Raw genomic sequence first — 21,701 nt, 5'->3', positions numbered from 1 at the left:
TCGTCATTCAACAAAAATTCAAAACGAGCTCGAAGACAGACTGGCCGCATTAATTTCCTTTGGCGATACGTGAACCATTTTTTGCGCAAGGCAGTTATGGTGCTGTTCTTCGCAAAGATTGATTTCCAATATGTAGGTGCCATCGCCTGGAAACTCGGCGAGATATCGAAAGTCCCGTGATTCGCCGGCGGGGACGTCGATTTCGGCGTCGAAATTCGATCGAGACATGAAATGAGCGGTGTGCGTTTCTTTTTCGGTAGGCTTAAAAAACGTGATCACGAAGAGATCAGGTTTTACCAGCTGACTCAGGGTCTTGCTCGCATTGTGAACCGTCAAGGTAACTTCATACTGCCTTGTCACCGGGTCCAGCGGAAGGACTGATAGATCTGCCCGAACGAAATCCGGTTCGGCGCCGACTACTTCTCTACCCTGTTCATAGTACGCGGGATTCTGGAAAATGAACGTCTGCAAGGCCCACCATGCACCAATCATTAACCCGATAACAACCGCTAAACTCTGAATACCTGCAGATAGCTTTGAGAATGAATCAATCCACACGCTCGAAGATTGCGGATTGTTCGGAGCGGCCTTGCGGCCACCAGGCGAGTATTTTATTTTATCGGGCCAACGCCAACGTGTCGAACCCCCGGTCATTCGTTTGCCAAATGGTCTCATTTGATTTCCCTGGTTTGCGTGGAGAAACCGCCGCATCTGCGAGTTGGCGTCGAGCCCCTTTTTGGGGTGCCAGCTTGCTCAAGCGTACAGTGAAGCCGCTGAAGGCTGCAAATGATCGAATGATGTTCCCATTTGAGACCCCCTCTGCGCGTCGTCGAAGGGCGAGTCTCCGGGCGTAGCCGACGCCTGACTGTGGGAACAGCCATGCGTGCAACTGACGCTTGATGGCCGACCGCCTGCGGATGCAAGCGGCCGAAGCAGGACCCAACGCGGAGCTTCTGTCATCAAGCACCGAACGACACCTTCGAGGCCGATAACTGCAGTCCGGGTGTGAGGGCTACGGCACGCCGCTCTCGTCTCTTGGGGGCAACAGCGTGTCAATCTGTGTCACGAGGTGTGCGCCGCGCTGACACAGCAGCATTCCCTTTTCCGGGAATCGCAAGCGGCGAGCGCTGCGGTCGACGAGGCGGATATTATAGGTATTCGGCTCCTCTCATAGTAAGGCAGCCGCATTGGGACAAAGTCGTCAAAGGAAGGGCGGGGCGTATCAGTTAGGTGTACTTCTAATGAGGCGAGCGGTATGCCTCGCATGCATCGAGCCTTGGCTGCGGAATGTGCGCTCGCGAGGCGCTAGAGGTGAACGATTTGCGTTCGATCAATCACGTAGCCGCCTTCTCGATACGCCCGTGCGCGGTGGCTGTGCCATTCGACATTGACTTCCGCACATAGCGTGCGAATTCCTGCGCTGCAGGCGCAACCGTCGCGGGCAATTGCAGGCAGATCGCGAACTCAGGGAGCGGGGGCAAACCCGCTGTGTGAGGCGCGAGTGCTTCCAGATTGGCGGGCACGGTGGAGGCAAGCCACGCTGTGACTGCGAGGCCCGCTTGCACTGTTGCAGCAGTCGCTTCGACGTTGCCGCTCTCAAACACCGTGCGCCATGCGATGCCCTCATCCGCGAGCGCACCGAGCACCACCGGACGAAACGCGCAGCGCTCATCCACCATCGACACCGGTAATGGCCGCTTCCGAGATGCGTCACTGCCATTCGCGGTGACCCATACCAGCGGTTCGACGCGAATCACTTCACCTATGGCTTCGCTCGCAACATATTCGACCAGCGACACGTCCAGTCGACCACCATTCACCGCCTCGCTTAACTCCGCTGACGCCACACATACTAGCGAAATTTCTACTTTCGGATGCGCTTCGGCGAAGGCCTTCATCACGGGCGCAAGCGGCGTTACGAGATCGTATGGCACTCCTACGCGCAGGCTACCGTGGAGTGATCGGCCAGTCATATCGGTCCAGATTTCGTCATTCAGCCGGAGTAGCTGGCGAGCCTTGACGAGGAATTGCTCGCCGTGGCGAGTCAGCTCCAGTCTGCGTGTCTTGCGCACGAACAAAAGGCAATCTAGCTCGTCTTCGAGGCGCTTCACTCGCTGGCTCACTGCGCCTTGCGTCATGTGCAGCAGATTCGCAGCAACCGTCATGCTACCGCTGTCGGCAACGGCGACAAAGGTACGGATCTGATCGATGTCCAGGTTTCGGCTCATGAATGCATTATGCACCGTAATGCACGGCATCAAAACTATTCGATTTTATAAAGCACTGGCAGTCCTTACAGTGCAGATCACACTCATCCGGATTGCACTAATGACCTCGATCCTGCCGCTCATTCTCTTTGTCGTCATCTCGACAGTGACGCCCGGTGGCGCGACTACGCTCGCCACTGCTTCGGGCGCCAATTTCGGGTTTTCGCGTTCCATTCCGCTAATACTCGGCATTTCAATAGGCTTGGCATCGCTCGCCGCCATCGCGGGGCTTGGGCTTGGTGGTCTTTTGCTTGAGTTTCCGTCACTGCAGATGGGGGTAAAAGCGCTCGGCTCTGCGTATTTGCTGTGGCTGGCGTCGCGCATTGCACATAGTGGGTCGCCCAACGCAGGAAAAGGACTCGCGCAGCCGATCACGCTCGTTAAGGGTTGCCTGCTGCTGTGGCTCAACCCGAAAAGCTGGGCAGTGACAGTCGGAGCAGCGGCGTCGTTCGCGCTGCTCGCGAGCACTCCGAACCGGCTCGCGATACTGCTTGGTACCATGTTCGGCGTGGCCGCGTGTATGTCGCTCGCGTTGTGGTGTTCGCTCGGAGTTCTCCTCTCCCAGCTCTTGAGGACACCTGGACACTGGCGCACCATCAATCTCGCGATGGGGGCACTGCTTACGGCATCCATAATTCAAACATGGAGATGAATAAGTCAACCAATCCGTTATCCGAATCATTCGATCTGTAAACCGCATTCGACCAACATGTCAGGTCTTCGTCGTGCGCGGACATCTGGAGATCGGGTGCGAGAAAGGGAGCGTAACTAATGCCTGGTTGTGCTGATCGAGCCCGTCAGGTTGATGGTGGATGTCTTGATCGACCAGGCCTGATTCTGATCGAAACGCACAGCCGGCCGCTCGTGCGTCAGCGGTGTTGTCCCGATAGAACAGTAAATGTAAAGCGAAGGACCTAAAAAACTCGTTTCACGGTGCGAGCGCGTCAGACTAGATTCGATCACACCCATCCCGATCTCGTGCACCACGAAGACATGCCATGCCCAATCTCGACGTCCTTTTCAGTTCCTGCAAGCTGAACGGCCTCAGCCTGGCGAATCGCATCGTCATGGCGCCGATGACACGCTCCAGGTCTCCGGGCGGTGTGCCGACCGCGGAGGTCGCCAGCTACTATCGGCGCCGCGCCGAGAATGGCGTCGGTCTCATCATTACAGAGGCGGCCGGGATCGACCGTCCGGCTGCGCTGAACGAGCCTGATATGCCGCGCTTTCATGGCGAAGCGGCGCTCGCGCGCTGGAAGAACGTAGTGGACGAGGTGCACGGGGCAGGTGGGCGCATCGTGCCGCAGTTGGTTCATGTGGGACACAAGCTCTCTAACCTCATCCCGTTTTGGAAACCATCCGCACCTTACGAAAGCCCCTCGGGAATTTCCGTGGTGGGCGAGCGCATCAGTCAGCCGATGAGTGACGCTGATGTGGCTCATGCCATCGACGCCTTCGCGCGCGCAGCGTCGGATGCCGAGCGGCTCAAAAGACTTCAGTGCCCGACTTGCAGAAACGCCGAAGGCGCTGGAACAGTGGCTTGCCGTGCTCGTCGAAGCGGGCGCGGACGCTTTCCATCTCTCGCAGCCAAAATTCTGGCAGCCGGCCTTCCCCGAGATCGATGGTGAACTGAACCTTGCCGGCTGGGCAAAGAAGCTCACAGGTGTCACCGCGATAACCGTCGGCGCTGTCGGTCTGTCGGGTGACGTCTACGAATCCTTCGGGGGCAAGATCGCGCAACGGACGCCGCTCGACGAACTGCTCAAGCGGCTGGAGCGCGACGAGTTCGATCTGGTGGCGGTCGGACGCCCGTTGCTGCAGGACCCCGCCTGGCTCGAGAAGGTACGGCAAAATCGCGTCGAGCAGATTGCCGACTTCACGCCCGGCGCGTTTGCCACCATGAGTTAATCATCACTGTGGGCGCGCCCAGGGTGACGATTGCCAAGGAGCTCGACCAGCCGTGTCTCGCATTCTGAAAACGAGTACCCGCGCCGGTGCGAGATCATGAACGTGAGGGGGCGCATGTGCCATGCGCGCCGTTGGAGTTCGACAAGAGTTCCCTTCGCGAGATCTTCCTCAACCATATGGCGCGGCATGTGCCCCCAGCACAAGCCCCCCCTGAGCAGATCATGCTTCGCGCCGAGGTCATTCACCCACCACTGGCGCTCGCTGGCGACCCCCTGTTGCGTCTTTTCGGCATCGGGCTGATTGTCGGTTACGACGAGCTGGATGTGCCGGCCAAATTCTTCCCGCGGGATCTGCCCCGCGATTGCGGCCAGCGGATGCGATGGCGCACAGACGGTCACCATGTGGGCGTCACATAAATGCTGCCTTTCCATGGTGGCTGGGCTCAACTCAGACACGTCCGTGATCGTCACCGCCAACGCACACGTGCCTTCGATCACCAGACGCTCGCCGCCCTGCATGGTCGTCATGCGCAGATTGATTGCCACCGTCGGAAAGTCCGCCTGCAGGGTGCGCAGGCATTCGATGAGGTGCGCACGCGGAAAGTAGGTATCCACGGCAATCGAGACCTGTGGGACCCCGGCTTCAGCAATCGAAACCGCGCGCATCTTCATTTCCTCGGTGCGCGAAATCACCCCACGAGCATCGGGCAGGAGGCTGCGGCCCGCGGCCGTAAGCGTCGCTTTGCGCGTGTTGCGCTCGAACAGCACTACATCGAAGGCACTCTCGAGCGCGTTGATCGCGTGACTGATCGCCGACTGTGCGCGCCTCAGCTCCCGTGCAGCCCCGGAAAAGCTTCCTTGGTCACACACGGCGACGAAGGCCCGCAGTTGATTGATGGTGACGTTGTCGAGCATAGGTATCTAAAGAGTAGATCGCAGACATACATCTTTCGTCAATTGGCTTCATGAATCAAGAGATCCACAATCTTCCTTGTCGACTTTTGTTTCGAAGGATGCATGCCATGAACAGACTCAATGGAAAGACCGCCGTGATCACAGGTGGCGGCACGGGTATCGGCCGCGCCGCCGCCAGGCGTTTCATCGAGGAGGGCGCCTTCGTCTTCATCTTCGGCCGCCGGCAGAAATCGCTCGACGCCGCTATGGCCGACCTCGGGCCGAACGCCCGCGCAGTGAACGGCTCTGTCTCCAACCTGGCCGACCTCGACCGGCTCTACACGGCGGTCAAGGCCGAGCGCGGAAGCCTCGACATCGTCTTCGCCAATGCTGGGACGGGAAGCCCGCTTCCTCTCGGCCAGATCACCGCTGCGCACATTGATGACACCTTCGACACCAATGTGAAGGGGACGATCTTTACGGTCCAGCAGGCGCTGCCGCTGATGGGAAGAGGCGGATCGATCATCCTGACCGGATCGAGCGCCGGCACCACGGGAGCCCCTGGATTCTCGGCCTACAGCGCGAGCAAGGCAGCGGTGCGCAACCTCGCCCGGACCTGGGCGGAGGACCTGAAGGGCACCGGCATCCGGGTCAACGTGCTGTCGCCCGGGGCGACGGCGACCGAACTAGCCAGGGAGGCGCTGGGCGAAGAGGGCCAGAAGGCCTACGGTGCGATGACGCCGCTTCAGCGTATGGCCGATCCGGCGGAGATCGGGGCGGTCGCCGCCTTTCTCGCGTCGTCGGACAGCAGCTTCATGACCGCCAGCGAGGTCGCCGTTGACGGTGGCCTGGCACAACTCTGAGGAGAAAGATCAAATGACACAATCGCTACAGGGCAAAACAGCGCTCGTTACCGGGGCATCACGGGGCATTGGCCGCGCCATCGCCGAACGTCTTGCAAAGGACGGTGCGACTGTCGCGCTAACGTACAACGCCAGCAAATCCAGCGCCCAGGAGGCGATCGCGGCGATCGAGAAAGCGGGAGGCACCGCGTTCGCGCTCCATGCGGATCTCGTTGATCCGGTGACCGTCCCGGCCTTGTTCGAGAGACTCGACGACGAGTTCACCAAGCGCAACGGAAGCAAAGCCCTCGACATTCTGGTCAACAACGCTGGCAATTCCGGCTGGGTTGGCTTTAAGGACGCGACGCCGGAGAGTTGGGACACCCTGATGGCCGTCTACGCCCGCGCGCCCTTCTTCATCATTCAGGCCGCTCTCGATCGTCTCGCCGATGGTGGACGCATCATCAACATCTCTTCCGCTGCCGCCACGAAGCCCGTGACGGCGGCGCCCGTCTACTCGATGGCGAAAGCGGCCATCAACACCCTGACCCATACGCTCGCAATCGAGCTGGGGCCGCGTGGCATCACCGCGAACGCCGTAGCGCCCGGATTCACGCGGACGGATGCGAACGCCGATTTTCGGCAGAATCCCGAACTCGTCAAGGCGGCCGAGGCCCAAATCGCACTGGGCCGCTTTGGCGAGCCTTCGGAAATCGCCGCCGTCGTGGCGTTCCTGGCCTCCGATGAAGGCCATTGGGTGACCGGCCAAACGATTGAAGCGAGCGGCGGTTACAAGCTCTGACCGCGCCGGGAAACGAAGGAGAAACCTATGAACTACGCCATCGTTGGCTTCGGCAAGATCGGCCACGCGCTTGCCAAGGCGTTCGCCCGCAACGGCATCGAGGTGGCCGTTGCAACTACGCGCGACCCCGAGAGCTTTGCAGCCGATGCGGCCGCGATCGGACCTACGATCATTCCCAAAACCCTGGCGGAAGCCGTCAAGGCGGACATCATCTTTTTGGCAGTCCGTTTCGAGTCGCACCCGGAGGTCGCAAAAGCACTGCCCAACTGGAAGGGGAAGACCGTCATCGACGCGATGAACACGCAGGCCCCGCTTGAGCAACTGGGCGGTCGCCCGTCCTCTGCTTTCATCGCGAAGGTGTTCACCGGAGCCAGAGTGGTGAAAGGCTTCAACCATCTGGTCGCTGCCGTCCTTGGCCAGGACCCGGCCGTACACGGTGGCAGGAGGGTGGTGTTCCTGGCGAGCGACGATGACGACGCTGCAGCGGAGATTGGTGCGCTTGCGGAAAAGCTCGGTTTCGCGCACATCCAACTCGGCAGGCTTTCTGAAGGCGGACTCCTCGTGCATGCGCGCGGGAAAAGCTGGGGTCACCTGATCTTCAAGGACTTGATCGCATTCGACCGATGAATGGTAGTGTTCGCGGTGCGGCTGGGTGGCGCGAAGCGTACCAAACGCGCGCGGGCGGTGTTTATGCGGGTTCTTCGATGGCGAGCTCGAAGCCTTCGTCGAGCCAGCCCGTTATGCCGCCGATCATCAACTTTACGGGTCTCCCGAGCTGCGCGAGGCGAATCGCACCGCGCGTCGCGCCATTGCAATGCGGCCCGGCACAGTACGTCACGAATAACGTCTCGGCGGGATAAGCGGCGAGTTTCGATGCAACGATCTTGCCATGTGGCAGGTTGACTGCGCCCGGCAGGTGGCCGCTCGCATAAAGCGCAGGACTGCGTACGTCGAGTAGCACGAAGTCCGCGGGCTCAGAGCCTGTGATTGCGGAATGGACGTCGGCGCAGTCGGTTTCGAAGTGCAGCGATGCGGTGAAATGCGCGAGTGCATCGGTGCTTTCGGCAGCGGGAACGGTGAATACCGGCGACATGATCTGGCTCCTGAGTGTCGTTTAACAGAGTCCTTATTGTGCGAGGCATGCCGCACGCCATGCCACCGGCGCGATTGCCAATATCCGGTAACATCGCGCCATGAACGAATCGACCACACATCTAGTTGCGGCGCTTGCCTACGACAAGCTTTGCACCTTTGAATTCGGCTGCGTGACGGAGTTCTTCGCACTCGAGCGGCCGGAACTGGGCGTCGACTGGTATCGCTTCGCGGTGTGCGCAGCGGAGCGGGGACCCCTGCGGGCAGCGGGTGGAATCACGCTGCAAGCGCCCTATACGCTCGCCATGCTCGACCGGGCGCAAACCATCGTCATACCGGGCTGGCGCGATCCGGACGAGAGCCCGCCCGCGCCGCTGCTCAGGAAGCTGCGCGCCGCTTACGCGCGCGGGGCGCGTCTGTGCTCGATCTGTTCTGGCGTATTCGTGCTCGCGGCTGCGGGCGTGCTTGACGGCAAGCGTGCAACGACCCACTGGCGCTATGCGGAGCGCTTGCAACAGCGCTATCCAGACGTTCGCGTTGAGCCGTACGCGCTCTATGTCGATGAGGGGCAGATTCTGACTTCGGCGGGGTCCGCCGCCGGGCTCGATATGCTGCTGCACCTCGTGCGGCGCGATCATGGGGGCGCGGTGGCCAACCGCGTGGCGCAGCGGCTCGTGGTTGCGCCGCATCGAGAGGGTGGTCAGGCGCAATTCGTGCCGCGTCCCATGCCGCGCGACGAAGCCAGCCGCCTCGCGCGGCTGATGGATTGGGTGCGCGCGAATCCGCGCCGCGCGCACAGTATCGAATCGCTGGCGGCCAGGGCGGCGATGAGTCCACGCACGCTGCAACGCCAGTTTCGCGAGGCGACCGGCATGGGGCCGTATGAATGGGTCCTGCGCGAACGCGTGGCCGTGGCGCGCGATCTGCTGGAGTCTCGGCCGCGCCTTACCATCGCACGTGTGGCCGAGCTTGCGGGCTTTGGGTCCGAGGAATCGATGCGGCGGCACTTCAGGCGGATTGCACTCACCAGCCCAACGGCGTATCGGGCGAAGTTCGGCAGCAGCGACGGTTGAGGAGCGGCCTGCGGATCGCACCGCGGGTCGAAAAAAAAGCTTGACCTGGAGTGCACTCGAAGTCTCAACATCCTTCACGTCGATGAGGAGAAGCGCATGAAGATTGGCGAACTGGCCGCGCTCACGGGCCTTTCGGCCCACACGATCCGCTATTACGAGCGCATCGGGCTGATTCCCTATGCCTTGCGCGACGAGACGGGCCAGCGCGCCTACGACCGCTCGGTGCTCGACTGGATCGGTTTCCTGGGACGCCTGAAAACCACGGGCATGCCGATCCAGGGCATGCTGCGCTACGCGCAACTGCGCGCGGCGGGCCCGGCAACCGAGCGCGAGCGTGGCGAATTGCTGGCTGCGCATCGCGACGCGGTGCGTGCGCAAGTGGCCGAACTGGAGGCGTGTCTTCTCGTCCTCGACAAAAAGATCGAAGGTTATGTCCACGCCATGCAAAGGAACGAGAATGCACGAAACGACGAAAGCGGCCAGCGCCGCCCAGCAGGAAAGCCGCCTCGCAAGAGGCCGGCGCATGTTGTCGGCGATTGACGGCCGCGCCGGCGAGAACGTGATTCAGTCGCTTGCCGACATTGCGCCGGATTTCGCCCAGTATTTGCTCGAGTTTGGCTTTGGCGACATCTACGCGAGGCCCGGCCTCGACTTGCGCTCGCGCGAAATCGCCACCATCGCGGCGCTCACGGCCATTGGCCACGCGCAGCCGCAGCTCAAGGTGCATCTTGCCGCAGGCCTGAATGTGGGGCTCACGCGCGAGGAGATCGTCGAGACGATCATGCAGATGGCCCTGTACGCGGGATTTCCCGCTGCGCTCAACGGCCTGTTCGCGGCGCGCGAGGTGTTCGCCCGCGAGTCCTGAAGCCTGGGCGCGCGGCAGATACGTGCCCTCCATCAGGAAACGCAAAACGCCTGCTGTCACTATTGAGGTCACGCGTGAGGCGACGATTGGGAGGAGCGCCAGCGCCCGGCGCTCCGTATCGGCTCGGTGCGGTGCAATGCGCCTCAGTGCCCGGCGATCTGGCCGCCGTCCACGTGGAGGATCTCGCCCGTCACGAACGGGGCCGAATCGAGGTAGAGGATGGCGTTCACGATATCGCTCATCTCGCCCATGTGGCCCATCGGATGCAGCGCGCCAAGCGCCGCATGGGTTTCGGGCGCGTGCATCGGCGACTTGATGATGCCGGGAGAAACCGCATTGGCACGAATGCCGCGCTTTGCGTACTCGATGGCAAGCGAGCGCGTTGCGGCCGCGAGACCGCCCTTGGTCAGCGAGGCCAGCACCGACGGCACGCCGTCGATCGCGTGATCGACGAGCGTCGTCGTGATCGTGACGACGTGTCCGCTCTGCTGCTTTTCCATCTCGGCAATGGCGAGCTGCGTGATATGGAAGAAACCGCCGAGATTGATGCCCGTGATCGTGGCGTAGTCTTCCGCCGTGTATTGCGTGAACGGCTTTGCCACGAAGATGCCAGCGTTGTTGACGAGAGTATCGACGCGGCCAAAGCGCGACACAGCCGTCTCGATCACACGGCGAGCCGTGGCCGGGTCGGCGATGTCGCCGGCCACGGCCACGAGATTTTCATCGTCGCTTTGCTTGATGTTGCGCGACGTCGCGACCACGTTGTAGCCCAGTGTGCGGAATGCCCTGGCAGTTTCCGCGCCGATGCCTTGCGATGCGCCCGTGACGACGACGACTTTGGATGAGTTGCTCATATCGAACCTCGAAGTAAGTTGGACCTGCGATCTGATCGGGCTGCTTGCTGCACCGATGACGGTCAATCTACGCATCCGCGCTCCGGTTTTGAATACCAGGCGCGGACAAACAGTTGTGACGCGAGGGAACAAGTCGAGCGCCATGACGCCTGGAAGTCAGAAGAGCGCCAGTTCGGGGATCGAAGCTCCGTTGCCTGCGTGCGCGGTGCGCACGAAACGCTCGATATTGGCCGTCGATGACGAGGGGAATTCAAATGGCGGCCATGCGCGCCTTGAGCCGTGGCGACATGTAATCGAGAAACGCGCGCAGCTTCAACGGCAGGGGCGCTTGTCCGGCATGCACGAGACTGACGGGCAGCGGCGCCGCTTCGAATGCGTCGAGCACGACGCGAAGCTCGTTGGCACGCACGGCGTCCGCAACCTGGTAGGAGAGCACACGTATCAGCCCCACGCCGAGAATCGCGGCGTTGATGGCGGCGTCCGCCGTATTGACGGCGAGTCGCGAATGAACCGGCACGGACTGCGCCGACTTCCCGGAGCCGAAAGACCACGCGCGCACGGACGCCAGGGCCTCGAAGGTAATGCACGGGTGACCGGCGACATCCGCGGGGACGGCGGGGGTGCCATGCGCCGCGAGATAGGCGGGGCTTGCGCAGATGACCCGGCGGACCGCGCCGACTCGCGTCGCGACCAGCGTGCTATCGGGCAACTCGCCAATGCGGATCGCGACGTCCGCGTGCTCATCCATCAGGTGAACTACACGATCGGTAAGCACGAGATTGATGTCGATCTCGGGATAGTGCGCGAGAAACTCCGCGATCACCGGCACCGCATGCAAGCGGCCAAACGCGATAGGCGCGGTGACCACGAGTTCTCCCCTGGGCGCGGCGTATTCGCCCGTTGCGGCGCGCTCGGCTTCGCCGATGTCTTCGAGAATGCGCCGGCAGGCGGCCACGTAAGCACTCCCGGCCTCCGTCAATGAAAGTCTTCGGGTCGTGCGGTGAAAGAGGCGCGTCTTGAGGTGTGATTCCAGTTCTCCCACTTTGCGGCTGACCGTTGCGAGCGGCATGTCGAGGCGCCGTGCGGCAGCCGAGAGACTGCCCGCATCGGCTACCGAAACGAGGATGGCCATGGCTTCCAGGCGGTTCATGGACCCTGCCGGATAGTGGAAGAATGAATCTCGATCGTGGGCGATTCTCCTGGTAAATGCAAGCGCGTAACGCTTAGATGCGGTACGTCGTTAGCGACGCAACTGCTCCTCGACCGTTTTCGCCATCGGCGACTCGATGTCGCCCGTATGCTTCGTCTGCACCGGCTCGATCAGCACGATCCAGCATTCGTCCTGGGCCACCGGGTTGTGCAGCGTGCCGCGAGGCACCACGTGCATCGAACCTGCCGGCAATTCGACCGCACGACCGTGTTCGTATTCGATTTTCAGATGGCCGCGAACGACGAAGAACAATTCATCTTCGTGCGCATGATCGTGCCACACGAACTGGCCGCGCACTTTCGCGATCTTTACGTATTGATCGTTGACTTGGGCCACGACTTTCGGTGACCAATATTCGTTCACGTCGCTGAATGCGGCTTCGAGATTGAATGATTCGGCAAATGGATTCATCGCTGCACCCTTCTCCACAGGTTAGTTCGCGCGCCATAGTCGACGTGCATCATCTACGGCCACAGATTCACCCCCATGGCCAACGATGCTGCGCCAAGCGGGTAGCACGCGCGACGCCATGGAGGACTGCGACCAACCCGAGGCTACGCGCAGAGGCCGCGCGCGTCTTGAACGATCGTGATGGCGCGCCGATTCGCAGTTGGCGTTCGGACACGGTCCCGCCGGCCTTGCGAACGGCCACTCAAAATCCGCGACCGCGCATTTTCCGCCAGGATGGATGTGCCCCACGCGGGAAGCGTGCCGCATGAACGATTCACGTCGGCGCGAATGCGTGGAACGGTTGTTGCCAAAGCCGTCACAGGAGCGCAAGCATGAATGCAAACGATATGAAAAATTGGATCGCCGCGATGTTGGTGGGGGGCATCGCTGTCTGCGCGACGTTCGTGAACGCACAAACCGGCACCGGTGCGTCTGACGCTGCATCCGCGCAGGCCGAGCCGGCCGCGGCGGCTTCGCAGGCGAGTCGCCCGGATAGTGCGCTGGTGCGTGATGTCCGCCGGGCCTTCACGCGCACGACCGGGCTCAATTCGTCGAACATTCACGTCACGGCACGCGACGGCGTCGTGACGTTGACGGGATCGGTGCCGCGTGAATCGCAAATTCAGCGGGCCGGCGACGCAGCACAGTCGGTCCGCGGAGTCACGGAAGTGTCGAACAAACTCACGCTGCGAACGAGTCGGGGCAGCGGGCCTTGAGCGAGCGGGCTCGCTGATGGCAAACAGGATTCACGGCGCTCGCGCGAGGCGCAGGATCAAGCCGCCGTGTTTCGAAGGATCCCGGTGGCGCGCGCGCCGTTCAGGATGCGCAGCCAGCGTGCGGGCGCGATGCCGAAGGTCTTCGTGAAGTGGCGCGTCATATGGCTCTGGTCGGTGAACCCCGCGCTGGCCGCGACCTGGGCGAGCGCCACGCCGCGCAGCATCATCGCGCGCGCGGCGTCGAGCCGCCGCTGTGTCAGGTAGCGATAGGGGCTCGTGCCGTAGAACACGCGAAAGTCGCGCGACAGGCTCCAGCGGTCGCGTCCCACGGCAAGCTCGAGCGATTCGAGCGAGACCGCTTGATGGCATTGCGCGTCGAGGTACTCGCGGGCGCGTCGCACGCTTGCGAAGTCCCCTGTCGAGCGCGCCGGCGCCGTGCCCGCGACCGCGGCGAGCGCGTGCGCCAGTTCCGCGAGCGCGTCGCCCTGCTCGAAAGGATCGAGGCCTTGCGAGATCTGCTGCAACAGCGCATCGGTTGCCGCCCACAGACGCGGGTCACCCGTCACGCCGCCCTCGATGAACGGGAGCGCGCGCCCGCCCAGCACCTCCTGGAACAACGCGGGCTGCACATAGATCATGCGGTAGCGAAAACCTTCGCCGGTTCCCGCGTGGCCGTCGTGCGGCTCGTCGGGGTGCAGCACCATCGTCTGGCCGGGCAGGCTGTGGGTCGTGCTGCGCCGGTAATTGAAGCTCTGGACGCCGGCCAGCGTGCGGCCGATCGCATAGGTGTCGTGGCGATGCATCGCATACGCCTTGCCCTGGAAGAAGGCTTCGATTCGTTCGACGCCTTCAACGGGTTCGGCTCGCAGCAGCCAGTCGTTGCGGTGCTGGGGATCGATCGGATTCATGGCAGTGGACTCGGTGCGGCGCCGCGCGGCAGGAGCCGGCTGCGGCGGCTCCGGGATTGTGGCACAGCCGCGTCGCGCCCGCCGGCATCGCGTGGGGCGATATGGCCGATGCAATCGCTTGCGGGCGCTGAACGTCGTTCTGCCCGAGTGGCAAAGCGACTGCAAGTGCTAGCATCACGTTAGCGAAATTCTTCGGTAGACAGGCCGGGCCAGTGAGCGAACGCATGGAAGAGGCGATCATGCGCGGGGCCGTCCTCGATGCCCGGCACATCGGCGGGTCACCTTCAGCAATCGGCGAGTGGCGACCGCCTGCCGTTATTCGCCGCACGGCGGCACGGAGGCAAACGATGGAGAACGGCAGACCGCCGCCGCGGCGGGTGACGTACGAGAGGGGGATCAGGATGGGCGGCGCCGGATGGTTCGGGCGATTGCTGGCTGCGGCTGTGGGCGTGATCGCGCTCGTGGCAGCCGCGATGCTTTCGATCGTGCTGCTCGCCGTGCTGTTCGGGCTGGGTACGGTCGTCGCCGGCTATGTTTGGTGGAAGCTGCGCGCCCTGCGTCGGGAGGCCCGTGCGTTCGGTGACGACGGCCGGACCATCGACGTCGAGGTGGTTCACAAAGACATGCCCAGCGACGACTCCGCGAAGCGCTGACGGTCGATCCCACGTGCGGATGCAGTCTTCGCCTTGGCGGCTCGGCACCGTCGAACCGCCATTTTCCGCGCCAAAACAGGGTTGCCACGGAGCATGAATGTGAACGCTGCGAACTGCAAGATCGGCGCGATCCTGGCGATGATCGTCATAAGTAGTGGCTCGAACCATGCGAACGCCCAAACGAGCATGAACACATGGGCCGGGGCGACGGCGCAAACGGTGGCCTACTCGACGTCGCGCCTCCAGAACAGGCCCGACAGTGCGGTGACTCGCGATGTCCGCAGCGCCCTCTGGCGCACACCGAACCTGGATGCATCGGGGATTCGGGTCAGGGCTCGTCTGGGAACGGTTACCCTCACAGGCTGGGTGCCCGAGCGCAGGCAAATCTCGCTGGCTGGCCACGCGGCAAGATCCGTGCGCGGAGTCAGGTCGGTGTCGAACCAGTTGCTATTGCGTAACAGCCGTTAAACGACGCCACGTTCGCGACGATGCCGCAGCCGATTCAGGATCTGCAGCGGCCCGCGCCGAAAACACCTCTGCGGCCAGGATCGTATTTCGGACTCCCGAGCGATTGGTTGGCCGCGTCATGTGGCTTTTTCATTACCGTCGTATTTTTTCGCACCAAATGAGTGCGGTCTCTGCGATTGCGTGCGCTACGAATCCGCCCGTTCTGGCCGGACTTGTGGGCCACGGCTTTTCCCTTTCACGAATGTAATAAAAAACCCGCAAGACACCCGGCGATTTGTATGAAGAAATAAATAGTATTGCCGATAACCCGATTACAAGCAGTGCTGCGTTTCGCGCTACGCGATGGCTCGTCGCTGCAAACAGGTGCCGCCTTCGGAGGTTCAGAGCGAAGGATGGGTTGCATGCGCTCATCAACGAGAAGTGTTGAATCTGCTTTTCCGTTCTGGTTCTTTCATCCTCACCAAAGCGAACTATGAATCTCGGCAATATGAAACTCGGCACCAAGCTGATCAGTGCTTTCATCCTGGTTTCGGTCATCAGCGCCATCGTAAGCGGAATCGGTCTGCACAACATGGCGCAGATCAGCGCGAATGCGGACAAGACCTACCGGCAGGATCTTGTCGGGCTGAACCTGATCCAGCAGGCTAACGCCGACGTGCTGCGGGTCGGCACCTATCTGCGCAACGCGGTTCTGGCCACCACTGCGGAGCAGCGCGCCGGCTCGCTGGGGCAAGCCGACAAGGCGCTCGCTTCCGCACGCGAACATCTCGATCAAGCGGAGCCGCTCGTCTATACCGACAAAGGGAAGGCTACGTTCGCGGATCTCGATCAGGGCTGGCAGGATTACATTCAGGCCTTCAACGAAATGAAAGGGAAGATCAATGCTTCCGGGCCACAGGATCGCGATAGCCTGACCGAATACATGCTGGGCGAATACCACCGCAAGGGTTTCAAGACGCTCGTGCTGATGGGCAACCTGGTCGCGCTCAAACAGGGCGACGCGCAAGCAACCGCCCAAGCCAACGACGCCGTATACGACGAAGGGCGCAATCTGATGCTGGTGCTCGTGGCGTTGTCCGTGTCGATCGGGTTGGGTATCGGCATCTGGATGATGCGCAGCGTAACGCGGCAACTGGGTTCGGAGCCGGCGACGGCCGCTGCCGTGGCCAGGAGCGTGGCCGCCGGCGACCTGAACATTCGCATCGACCTGCGGCCCGGCGACACGAACAGCCTCATGGCATCGCTGAAAACCATGTGCGATGCGCTGATTCGGGTCGTGTCGGACGTGCGCGAGAATGCCGAGGGCGTCGCGGCTGCGAGCGCGCAGATCGCCCAAGGCAACCTCGATCTGTCGAGCCGCACGGAGGAACAGGCGGCGTCGCTCGAAGAAACGGCTTCCAGCATGGAAGAACTGACGGCCGCGGTCCGCCACAACACGGACAATGCAAGGCAGGCGGCCACGCTGGCGGGTACGGCCTCGGGCGTCGCGGAACGTGGCGGCGAAATCGTGGGTCGCGTGGTCGGCACAATGCGTGAAATCTCGACGAGTTCGACCAGAATGTCCGAGATCATCGGTGTCATCGAGGGCATCGCTTTTCAAACCAACATCCTCGCGCTGAACGCAGCAGTCGAGGCCGCGCGCGCAGGCGAACAGGGACGCGGCTTCGCTGTCGTCGCGGGTGAAGTCCGCACGCTCGCGCAGCGCAGCGCTACCGCGGCGAAGGAAATCAAGGAGTTGATCTCCGACTCCGTCAGCCGGGTGGGAGCGGGCTCGGCGCTCGTCGAAGAAGCCGGCGGCGCCATCAAGGAGATCGTGCAGTCGGTGAAACGCGTGACCGACATCGTGGGCGAAATTTCATCGGCGTCAGGCGAGCAAAGCACGGGTATCGAGCAGGTCAATCAGGCGGTCAATCAGATGGACCAGGTCACGCAGCAGAACGCGGCACTGGTCGAAGAGGCTTCGGCGGCAGCCCAGACGATGGCCCAGCAAGCAGAAAGCCTGCGCAAAGCCGTCGCTTTTTTCAGCGTCAACGGCGAGAAGGCAAGCTCATCGCGCGCGACAACGCCGGCGGCGGATTCGTACCGTCCCGTTTCCTCTCGTGCAACGCCGGCAAAGGTTGAGAAGATGCCAGCCCCGTCTTCGAACAGAATTCCGGTGGTCGTTGCAACAGCGGAAACGTCGGACTGGCAGACGTTTTGAACGGTTCCGGCTGATCGATGTAACGATCGATGCCGTAGCCGCGCATCAGAGCAGAAGGCTTCGAGCGGACGGCGATCCGCGATACTCGGAACAGCCAGCGACGTGTGATTGTGGACGGAGACGCCCGTACCCGCAGATCGAGCGGGTTCGAGGAAATAGCGCGATGCCCGACTGCGGGTGGCATGCAGCGCGCTAAAGGTTGTCTCGCCGTCTCCACAACACGGAGCTGCGGCCGGGTTGCCTCGTGTAGATCCCGAATGCAGCGTGTGAATTCCAGTTGGGTGGCGGTGAGATTCGATTAACGGTATCTCGTGAGATCGTAACCAACACTATGGGATCAAACGCTTCGCTCAATGTTTCCAAAATGGTTGTGAAGTCATTGGAGTCCGCCGGAATCGATCACGTGTTCCTTGTCCCGGGAAAGCTGATCTACCCGCTGCTGGATGCAATCGACGATACGCCTTCGATTCGCGGAATCGTCGGCGCTCATGAGACGGGGAGTGCTTTCATGGCTGACGGCTATGCCCGCGCGAGCCGGAAGTTCGGCGTTTGCGCCGGAATCTCCGGCCCGGGCACCATGAATTTCGTGCCCGGCATGGCAGCCGCCCAGGCAGACCGGATACCCATGCTCTATATCGCGGGAGGAATTTCGTCGCGAGCGGAGGGGAAGGGGGCATTCCAGGATGCCACGGCGGGCGGAATATTCGAAAGCGGTGTGGTCAGCAGTCTGGTGAAGGACGTCATCGAACTGAAGAACAAGGACAATGTCCAGGCCGAGATGCGCCGTGCAACGGATGGATTGAACTGGATGCGTCGCGGTCAGTCGTTCATGAGTATTCCTGTCGATATTCAGAAGCAGGATGTACTTTCCAGCCAGGACGTCGCACGCCAACCCTACGATCAGGGTGAATTCAACGCGTGTGAAGTACCCGCGAACCGCGCCGCTTTGGAGGCCCTGTGTGATCGGTATCTGCTCCAGTCGAAGAAGGTCGCGTTTCTGGTTGGCAGTCGCGGCAACGATGCGGAAACGGCAAAGGTTCTTCTCGAGGTCGCCGAAAAATTCCGGGTGCCGGTCGCAACGACACTGTCGGGAAAGGGAGCGTTTCCGGAAGATCACGACCTTGCGCTGGGCGTGTATGGATTCTCGAGCCATTCTCGCGCGGCGCGCGTCATCAATTCGGACGAACTCGACGTTCTCGTCGTGTTCGGTAGCGATCTTAACCAGCGAGACAGCATGAACTGGAGCCGGAAGCTGACGGAGGGAAAGGAACTCCTCATCTTCGATGACAGCTTCGACCTGCCGGCGATGGGGCACATCGAGCGTCAAAGAATCTTCTCCGGAATACGCGCGAGCTTCCGCTTGCTGGCGAAGCACGCGGACACCCACGCCGTGGACCTGGCCGCACTGGCAACAAGAAGGGCATGGGCTGCCGAGGTCCACCGGATCCCGCTCTACGACCACCAGTTCGAGCAACTGGCGGCACGCGTTTCCGACGACGATCCGTCGCTCTATCCCGGCGACGTAGTGAAGCGCTTGTGCCGGCTGCTGCCGAAGAACAGCAACATCGTGGTGGATTCGGGAGCCCACCGTATCTACATGGCCCACTACTGGCTCTCATCCGGTATGGGCAACTATTTTTCGTCGAGTTCTCTTGCGCCGATGGGATGGGCGATCGCAGCCGGAATCGGCGTCAAGCTCGCTGCCCCGGAACGTCCTTGTGTCGTCGTGACCGGTGACGGATGCATGATGATGCACGGAATGGAAATTCAAACCGCGGCCCGCTACCGCGTGAAGATCATCTACGTGGTACTAAATAACTCCGCGCACGGTGCAATCCATATCGACGCGATCAGCAACGGTTCGATCTCCGAGCAGTTCACCCGCCTCCCTCGTCATAGCTGGACGGCGTTTGCTTCCTCACTCGGCGTGACGGCGCGCAGGGTCGAGCGTCTCGATGACCTCGATGATGTCCTCGAAGAGGCGTCGCAACGCGACGGCCCGTTCCTGATCGAGGTGATGACCGGGGTCTTTCCCACACCGAATCGCTACTACGCCGAAGCTGCGGCCTCTTTTTGACAGTGACACCCCGCGCAGCCGCAATTGCGCTCGGATTCCTCGACGGCGATGAATACGACCGCCTCGTCGATCCTGCTGTGCTCGCCGCGGGTGACGCGTCAAAGCGTTGATTCGGCCCGCGCCGAGCTGTGACGGGTGAATCCGCGCGCTTCGTTCGATCTGACAAACTCGGGAATCGACAGTACGACCAGCCGCTGGAATGGCGGCTCTGCACGACAGATGACCGGCAGCACATGGCCGAGAGCACCAGTTCGACGAGTTCTGCACGGTACTCCACCGTCCGCGCGAAACCGGCCAATTTCCGCCTCTCGCCTGAGTCGTAGGGTGGCTACTCGAACGGCCGGTTCAGTTCGAACTTTGCCAATCAGGGATCGTGCGTGGCAACATGGGAAGCGATCGGTCAAGACGCGCGAATTGCTCTGCCTGTCGTAGGCATCGCCAGCGGTCCCCATCGACTGTTGCACACCGGCTTCGCGGCAGCGCCGCCCGGTTGAATCCGCCCTGACTCCCCTGGTCCGAGTGCAGGATGACGCCTTCATGGCTTCGCTGCAGCAACGCCATGTCCAGTGCGCGCAGCATCAGTTCGGGTACAAATGGATCGACATTACCAGCCGAAAGGTAGCGAAAGTTATGAGCTTCCGCAGCTAGATCGACGTTCTGAGGCAACACCAGCGGCGTATAAGCTATAAAAAATAAAAAACGGGCGCATCTTGTCATCGCGCCCGTTTCATCGCTTATCGCGCCATATAACCGGTGCCGGTGTCAGACTGTCTTATTGCCAGTCTCATCAGTGCGAGTGCCCGTCCGTTGGCCTTCCACGCGCTCCACCTCGACCTCAGTACCGCGGACTGTATCGTCTATGGTTTCTGTGCGATGGCTTGATTCCTTACCCACAACAACCTCTTCGACAACTCGGGCGGTCTTGGCCACGACCGCCTGCTCGGCAGTTTCGCGAATCTCCACAGCCCCTTCCTTCAGGTCGGACGCTGTCGCGGGACGATTCACTGCTCTGCGTTCGACCGTCGCGTGCTCTTCGCGCAGATCCACCGACTCACTAACCGGTGTTTCCCGCACCCGCGAATAGACGCGCACTCCTCCTGTGTTCACTTCGCGCTTGCCAACCTCCAGCGATTCTTCAACCACTGGGAACGCCTTGCGCTCGGCTGCCACCTCTTCGTCGGTGTACGGCGGTGCATTACGATCATATCCGCCGTAACCGGCGTTGCGCCAGGCGGCGACGCGCGAGTCGATGTCCACAGCACCGGCGGCTTCCAAGGTGCTTCGGATCTTGTCAGCCGACAGCTCGTCGGCGACATCCACAGATAACAAAGCGCCCCCGCGACGTACCGCTTCCTGGTAATGACCCGTTTCCTCCGGCTGATCGTCGTCGCCGAAGATCCGCTTGAAGAAGTGTTCGATGCGGCCAACCACGCCCTCGTGGTCGTGACGGTGTGGTGCGCCCCGCGTCGCGCCTACCGCCGACGTGTCGAGACCCGCGGCCGTACCACCGCTTGTTCCAGTATCTGCGTCACGCGCATACACGTTGATGTCGGAGGGTGCAACGCCTTCGGATTCAAGCCGGCTTTTTGCGTTCTGCGCCTGAAGGTACGAGTCGAAAACAGCAACGAGAGTTTGAGTCATCCCAGATCTCCAAGAGTTCGAATATCGGACTGCGCATGCCGTCATCGCGCATGCACGGCCTCTTGCGCAACAGTCGTTCCAGGCATCACTAACTATCTTTATGCTCTGCCTGCCAGTCTCCGTCCTGCCCTTCCCGACGCTCGACCACCAGTTCTTCGGCACTTAGGGTTACGGCACGAACCACCTGCTGCACTGATTCGGTAGTCGTCACGTGCACCTCTTCTTTCAACATCAATTGCATTCTTACTACCGGCACATACTCGAAGACCGGGATGATCAGTGTGTCGCCTTCCTGACGCGGTGGCTCGCGCTCGTCCACAGCACGGTTAATGCTCACGCGTCGCACTTCGACATGCTGTTCCCGCAGCGTCACCCCGAGCGGTTGTTCCTTCTGGTGAATCACCTTCCGGACCCGTACGCCGCCGGTGTCGACCTTCCTAATCGCGACCTCGAGCTCTTCCTGCACGGCGGCTACCTGATCGGCGGGGGCCGACCGCGCCGCAGGCTCATCAGCGTCTCGCTCGGGGTCAGTGGACTCAGGAGAGTTCATGTTTGTCTCCGAAACTGAACACGCTTCCGGGCGCAAGGCGCATGCCGTTGTCGTCGATCGCTTGATGCGGCAACCGTTCTCTCGACACGACCTTCTTGCCATCGTATTGCAGCCGAATACACCAACTGCCCGGCGCCGCGCTACGACAGCAGGTACTGACGCCATAGAAGGCGAAGAAAAAGGCGATCGCGACGCTGATGCCGGGTGCGGCGCTTACGCCCCCGCAGAACGG

The 21,701-nt window shown here is 61.7% G+C and carries 24 protein-coding genes and 1 pseudogene; 14 read left to right on the top strand and 11 right to left on the bottom strand.

Annotation, left to right across the window (positions count from 1 at the left end; translation table 11 throughout):
* Positions 1-18: 18 nt before the first annotated feature.
* The 3 genes and pseudogenes from VSR34_RS31750 to VSR34_RS31740 form a co-directional block, all read right to left on the bottom strand.
* Positions 19-675, bottom strand: a complete 657-nt coding sequence (locus tag VSR34_RS31750) for a hypothetical protein (protein ID WP_342964481.1) — start codon at positions 673-675, stop codon at positions 19-21.
* A gap of 370 nt (positions 676-1,045) precedes the next feature.
* A pseudogene (locus VSR34_RS31745) lies at positions 1,046-1,144 on the bottom strand (LysR family transcriptional regulator); the annotation flags it as partial.
* A gap of 190 nt (positions 1,145-1,334) precedes the next feature.
* Complete coding sequence (locus VSR34_RS31740; protein ID WP_036020787.1) at positions 1,335-2,228, bottom strand: LysR family transcriptional regulator; 894 nt, start codon at positions 2,226-2,228, stop codon at positions 1,335-1,337.
* 100 nt (positions 2,229-2,328) lie between these two features.
* On the opposite strand from VSR34_RS31740, the gene VSR34_RS31735 reads away from it, so the two are divergent.
* From VSR34_RS31735 to VSR34_RS31725, 3 genes are all read left to right on the top strand, one after another.
* Positions 2,329-2,919, top strand: a complete 591-nt coding sequence (locus VSR34_RS31735) for a LysE family transporter (RefSeq protein ID WP_342964490.1) — start codon at positions 2,329-2,331, stop codon at positions 2,917-2,919.
* A 346-nt stretch (positions 2,920-3,265) separates the two neighbouring features.
* Complete coding sequence (locus VSR34_RS31730) at positions 3,266-3,895, top strand: hypothetical protein (RefSeq protein ID WP_342964480.1); 630 nt, start codon at positions 3,266-3,268, stop codon at positions 3,893-3,895.
* On the top strand, positions 3,813-4,175 hold the full coding sequence (locus VSR34_RS31725) for a hypothetical protein (protein WP_244884671.1): 363 nt from the start codon (positions 3,813-3,815) through the stop codon (positions 4,173-4,175). The genes VSR34_RS31730 and VSR34_RS31725 overlap by 83 nt, the downstream gene beginning before the upstream one ends.
* Here VSR34_RS31725 and VSR34_RS31720 read toward each other — a convergent pair.
* Entirely contained in the window at positions 4,172-5,089 is a 918-nt protein-coding gene (locus VSR34_RS31720) for a LysR family transcriptional regulator (protein ID WP_028232083.1), read from the bottom strand. The two genes, VSR34_RS31725 and VSR34_RS31720, sit on opposite strands and share 4 nt — an antisense overlap.
* Before the next feature lie 107 nt (positions 5,090-5,196).
* Between VSR34_RS31720 and VSR34_RS31715 the strand changes: the two genes are divergently transcribed.
* From VSR34_RS31715 to VSR34_RS31705, 3 genes are read left to right on the top strand one after another with little or no spacing between them, the layout of a single operon-like run.
* Positions 5,197-5,931 carry an SDR family oxidoreductase gene (locus VSR34_RS31715; protein ID WP_028214440.1) on the top strand — a complete coding sequence of 245 codons (735 nt, stop codon included), beginning with the start codon at positions 5,197-5,199 and terminating at the stop codon, positions 5,929-5,931.
* A 13-nt stretch (positions 5,932-5,944) separates the two neighbouring features.
* Positions 5,945-6,712, top strand: coding sequence for an SDR family oxidoreductase (locus VSR34_RS31710; RefSeq protein ID WP_342964479.1), 768 nt, complete (start codon positions 5,945-5,947; stop codon positions 6,710-6,712).
* Between the two features lie 27 nt (positions 6,713-6,739).
* Complete coding sequence (locus VSR34_RS31705; RefSeq protein ID WP_342964478.1) at positions 6,740-7,339, top strand: NAD(P)-binding domain-containing protein; 600 nt, start codon at positions 6,740-6,742, stop codon at positions 7,337-7,339.
* A 61-nt stretch (positions 7,340-7,400) separates the two neighbouring features.
* Here the strand turns inward: VSR34_RS31705 and VSR34_RS31700 are convergent, their stop codons facing one another.
* A complete protein-coding gene (locus VSR34_RS31700) occupies positions 7,401-7,805 on the bottom strand; it encodes a rhodanese-like domain-containing protein (protein WP_342964477.1) in 405 nt (134 codons plus the stop codon).
* Between the two features lie 100 nt (positions 7,806-7,905).
* Here VSR34_RS31700 and ftrA point away from each other — a divergent pair, with 100 nt between their 5' ends.
* The 3 genes from ftrA to VSR34_RS31685 all read left to right on the top strand — a co-directional run bounded on the left by ftrA (position 7,906) and on the right by VSR34_RS31685 (position 9,742).
* The gene (ftrA, locus tag VSR34_RS31695) at positions 7,906-8,877 is read left to right on the top strand and encodes a transcriptional regulator FtrA (RefSeq protein WP_342964476.1); all 972 of its coding nucleotides are present in this window, start codon (positions 7,906-7,908) and stop codon (positions 8,875-8,877) included.
* A 96-nt stretch (positions 8,878-8,973) separates the two neighbouring features.
* The gene (locus VSR34_RS31690) at positions 8,974-9,417 is read left to right on the top strand and encodes a MerR family transcriptional regulator (protein ID WP_342964475.1); all 444 of its coding nucleotides are present in this window, start codon (positions 8,974-8,976) and stop codon (positions 9,415-9,417) included.
* A complete protein-coding gene (locus VSR34_RS31685) occupies positions 9,401-9,742 on the top strand; it encodes a carboxymuconolactone decarboxylase family protein (protein WP_342964474.1) in 342 nt (113 codons plus the stop codon). The genes VSR34_RS31690 and VSR34_RS31685 overlap by 17 nt, the downstream gene beginning before the upstream one ends.
* Positions 9,743-9,885: 143 nt before the next feature.
* On the opposite strand, the gene VSR34_RS31680 is transcribed toward VSR34_RS31685, so the two are convergent.
* From VSR34_RS31680 to VSR34_RS31670, 3 genes are all read right to left on the bottom strand, one after another.
* The gene (locus tag VSR34_RS31680; RefSeq protein ID WP_342964473.1) at positions 9,886-10,596 is read right to left on the bottom strand and encodes an SDR family oxidoreductase; all 711 of its coding nucleotides are present in this window, start codon (positions 10,594-10,596) and stop codon (positions 9,886-9,888) included.
* A gap of 250 nt (positions 10,597-10,846) precedes the next feature.
* On the bottom strand, positions 10,847-11,746 hold the full coding sequence (locus tag VSR34_RS31675; protein WP_342964472.1) for a LysR family transcriptional regulator: 900 nt from the start codon (positions 11,744-11,746) through the stop codon (positions 10,847-10,849).
* Between the two features lie 90 nt (positions 11,747-11,836).
* Positions 11,837-12,217 (bottom strand): cupin domain-containing protein, encoded by a 381-nt coding sequence (locus VSR34_RS31670; RefSeq protein WP_036020775.1) that lies wholly within the window; start codon positions 12,215-12,217, stop codon positions 11,837-11,839.
* Positions 12,218-12,588: 371 nt separating this feature from the next.
* Here VSR34_RS31670 and VSR34_RS31665 point away from each other — a divergent pair, with 371 nt between their 5' ends.
* A complete protein-coding gene (locus VSR34_RS31665; RefSeq protein ID WP_342964471.1) occupies positions 12,589-12,972 on the top strand; it encodes a BON domain-containing protein in 384 nt (127 codons plus the stop codon).
* Positions 12,973-13,028: 56 nt separating this feature from the next.
* Here the strand turns inward: VSR34_RS31665 and VSR34_RS31660 are convergent, their stop codons facing one another.
* The gene (locus VSR34_RS31660; RefSeq protein WP_028214429.1) at positions 13,029-13,880 is read right to left on the bottom strand and encodes an AraC family transcriptional regulator; all 852 of its coding nucleotides are present in this window, start codon (positions 13,878-13,880) and stop codon (positions 13,029-13,031) included.
* A gap of 224 nt (positions 13,881-14,104) precedes the next feature.
* Between VSR34_RS31660 and VSR34_RS31655 the strand changes: the two genes are divergently transcribed.
* The 4 genes from VSR34_RS31655 (at position 14,105) to VSR34_RS31640 (ending at position 19,278) form a co-directional block, all read left to right on the top strand.
* On the top strand, positions 14,105-14,533 hold the full coding sequence (locus tag VSR34_RS31655; protein ID WP_342964470.1) for a hypothetical protein: 429 nt from the start codon (positions 14,105-14,107) through the stop codon (positions 14,531-14,533).
* A 93-nt stretch (positions 14,534-14,626) separates the two neighbouring features.
* Positions 14,627-15,001, top strand: a complete 375-nt coding sequence (locus VSR34_RS31650; RefSeq protein ID WP_028232090.1) for a BON domain-containing protein — start codon at positions 14,627-14,629, stop codon at positions 14,999-15,001.
* Between the two features lie 487 nt (positions 15,002-15,488).
* Positions 15,489-17,201, top strand: a complete 1,713-nt coding sequence (locus tag VSR34_RS31645) for a methyl-accepting chemotaxis protein (RefSeq protein WP_342964469.1) — start codon at positions 15,489-15,491, stop codon at positions 17,199-17,201.
* A 364-nt stretch (positions 17,202-17,565) separates the two neighbouring features.
* Positions 17,566-19,278 (top strand): thiamine pyrophosphate-binding protein, encoded by a 1,713-nt coding sequence (locus VSR34_RS31640; RefSeq protein WP_342964468.1) that lies wholly within the window; start codon positions 17,566-17,568, stop codon positions 19,276-19,278.
* Between the two features lie 762 nt (positions 19,279-20,040).
* Here the strand turns inward: VSR34_RS31640 and VSR34_RS31635 are convergent.
* On the bottom strand, positions 20,041-20,919 hold the full coding sequence (locus VSR34_RS31635) for a YsnF/AvaK domain-containing protein (protein WP_342964467.1): 879 nt from the start codon (positions 20,917-20,919) through the stop codon (positions 20,041-20,043).
* 88 nt (positions 20,920-21,007) lie between these two features.
* Positions 21,008-21,469 (bottom strand): YsnF/AvaK domain-containing protein, encoded by a 462-nt coding sequence (locus tag VSR34_RS31630; RefSeq protein WP_028215003.1) that lies wholly within the window; start codon positions 21,467-21,469, stop codon positions 21,008-21,010.
* Between the last annotated feature and the right edge of the window lie 232 nt (positions 21,470-21,701).

Source organism: Paraburkholderia sp. JHI2823 (assembly GCF_038900695.1).
In the GTDB taxonomy this organism is placed as follows: Bacteria; Pseudomonadota; Gammaproteobacteria; order Burkholderiales; family Burkholderiaceae; genus Paraburkholderia; species Paraburkholderia mimosarum.
Note: the sequence above shows the minus strand (reverse complement) of the source record. Positions and strands in the feature narration are given on the sequence as shown.

Coding starts and splice junctions, on each gene's coding strand:
- VSR34_RS31750 (WP_342964481.1), bottom strand. CDS start 675: ATGAGACCATTTGGCAAACGAATGACCGGGGGTTCGACACGTTGGCGT.
- VSR34_RS31740 (WP_036020787.1), bottom strand. CDS start 2,228: ATGAGCCGAAACCTGGACATCGATCAGATCCGTACCTTTGTCGCCGTT.
- VSR34_RS31735 (WP_342964490.1), top strand. CDS start 2,329: ATGACCTCGATCCTGCCGCTCATTCTCTTTGTCGTCATCTCGACAGTG.
- VSR34_RS31730 (WP_342964480.1), top strand. CDS start 3,266: ATGCCCAATCTCGACGTCCTTTTCAGTTCCTGCAAGCTGAACGGCCTC.
- VSR34_RS31720 (WP_028232083.1), bottom strand. CDS start 5,089: ATGCTCGACAACGTCACCATCAATCAACTGCGGGCCTTCGTCGCCGTG.
- VSR34_RS31715 (WP_028214440.1), top strand. CDS start 5,197: ATGAACAGACTCAATGGAAAGACCGCCGTGATCACAGGTGGCGGCACG.
- VSR34_RS31710 (WP_342964479.1), top strand. CDS start 5,945: ATGACACAATCGCTACAGGGCAAAACAGCGCTCGTTACCGGGGCATCA.
- VSR34_RS31705 (WP_342964478.1), top strand. CDS start 6,740: ATGAACTACGCCATCGTTGGCTTCGGCAAGATCGGCCACGCGCTTGCC.
- VSR34_RS31700 (WP_342964477.1), bottom strand. CDS start 7,805: ATGTCGCCGGTATTCACCGTTCCCGCTGCCGAAAGCACCGATGCACTC.
- ftrA (WP_342964476.1), top strand. CDS start 7,906: ATGAACGAATCGACCACACATCTAGTTGCGGCGCTTGCCTACGACAAG.
- VSR34_RS31690 (WP_342964475.1), top strand. CDS start 8,974: ATGAAGATTGGCGAACTGGCCGCGCTCACGGGCCTTTCGGCCCACACG.
- VSR34_RS31685 (WP_342964474.1), top strand. CDS start 9,401: ATGTTGTCGGCGATTGACGGCCGCGCCGGCGAGAACGTGATTCAGTCG.
- VSR34_RS31680 (WP_342964473.1), bottom strand. CDS start 10,596: ATGAGCAACTCATCCAAAGTCGTCGTCGTCACGGGCGCATCGCAAGGC.
- VSR34_RS31675 (WP_342964472.1), bottom strand. CDS start 11,746: ATGAACCGCCTGGAAGCCATGGCCATCCTCGTTTCGGTAGCCGATGCG.
- VSR34_RS31670 (WP_036020775.1), bottom strand. CDS start 12,217: ATGAATCCATTTGCCGAATCATTCAATCTCGAAGCCGCATTCAGCGAC.
- VSR34_RS31665 (WP_342964471.1), top strand. CDS start 12,589: ATGAATGCAAACGATATGAAAAATTGGATCGCCGCGATGTTGGTGGGG.
- VSR34_RS31660 (WP_028214429.1), bottom strand. CDS start 13,880: ATGAATCCGATCGATCCCCAGCACCGCAACGACTGGCTGCTGCGAGCC.
- VSR34_RS31655 (WP_342964470.1), top strand. CDS start 14,105: ATGGAAGAGGCGATCATGCGCGGGGCCGTCCTCGATGCCCGGCACATC.
- VSR34_RS31650 (WP_028232090.1), top strand. CDS start 14,627: ATGAATGTGAACGCTGCGAACTGCAAGATCGGCGCGATCCTGGCGATG.
- VSR34_RS31645 (WP_342964469.1), top strand. CDS start 15,489: ATGAAACTCGGCACCAAGCTGATCAGTGCTTTCATCCTGGTTTCGGTC.
- VSR34_RS31640 (WP_342964468.1), top strand. CDS start 17,566: ATGGTTGTGAAGTCATTGGAGTCCGCCGGAATCGATCACGTGTTCCTT.
- VSR34_RS31635 (WP_342964467.1), bottom strand. CDS start 20,919: ATGACTCAAACTCTCGTTGCTGTTTTCGACTCGTACCTTCAGGCGCAG.
- VSR34_RS31630 (WP_028215003.1), bottom strand. CDS start 21,469: ATGAACTCTCCTGAGTCCACTGACCCCGAGCGAGACGCTGATGAGCCT.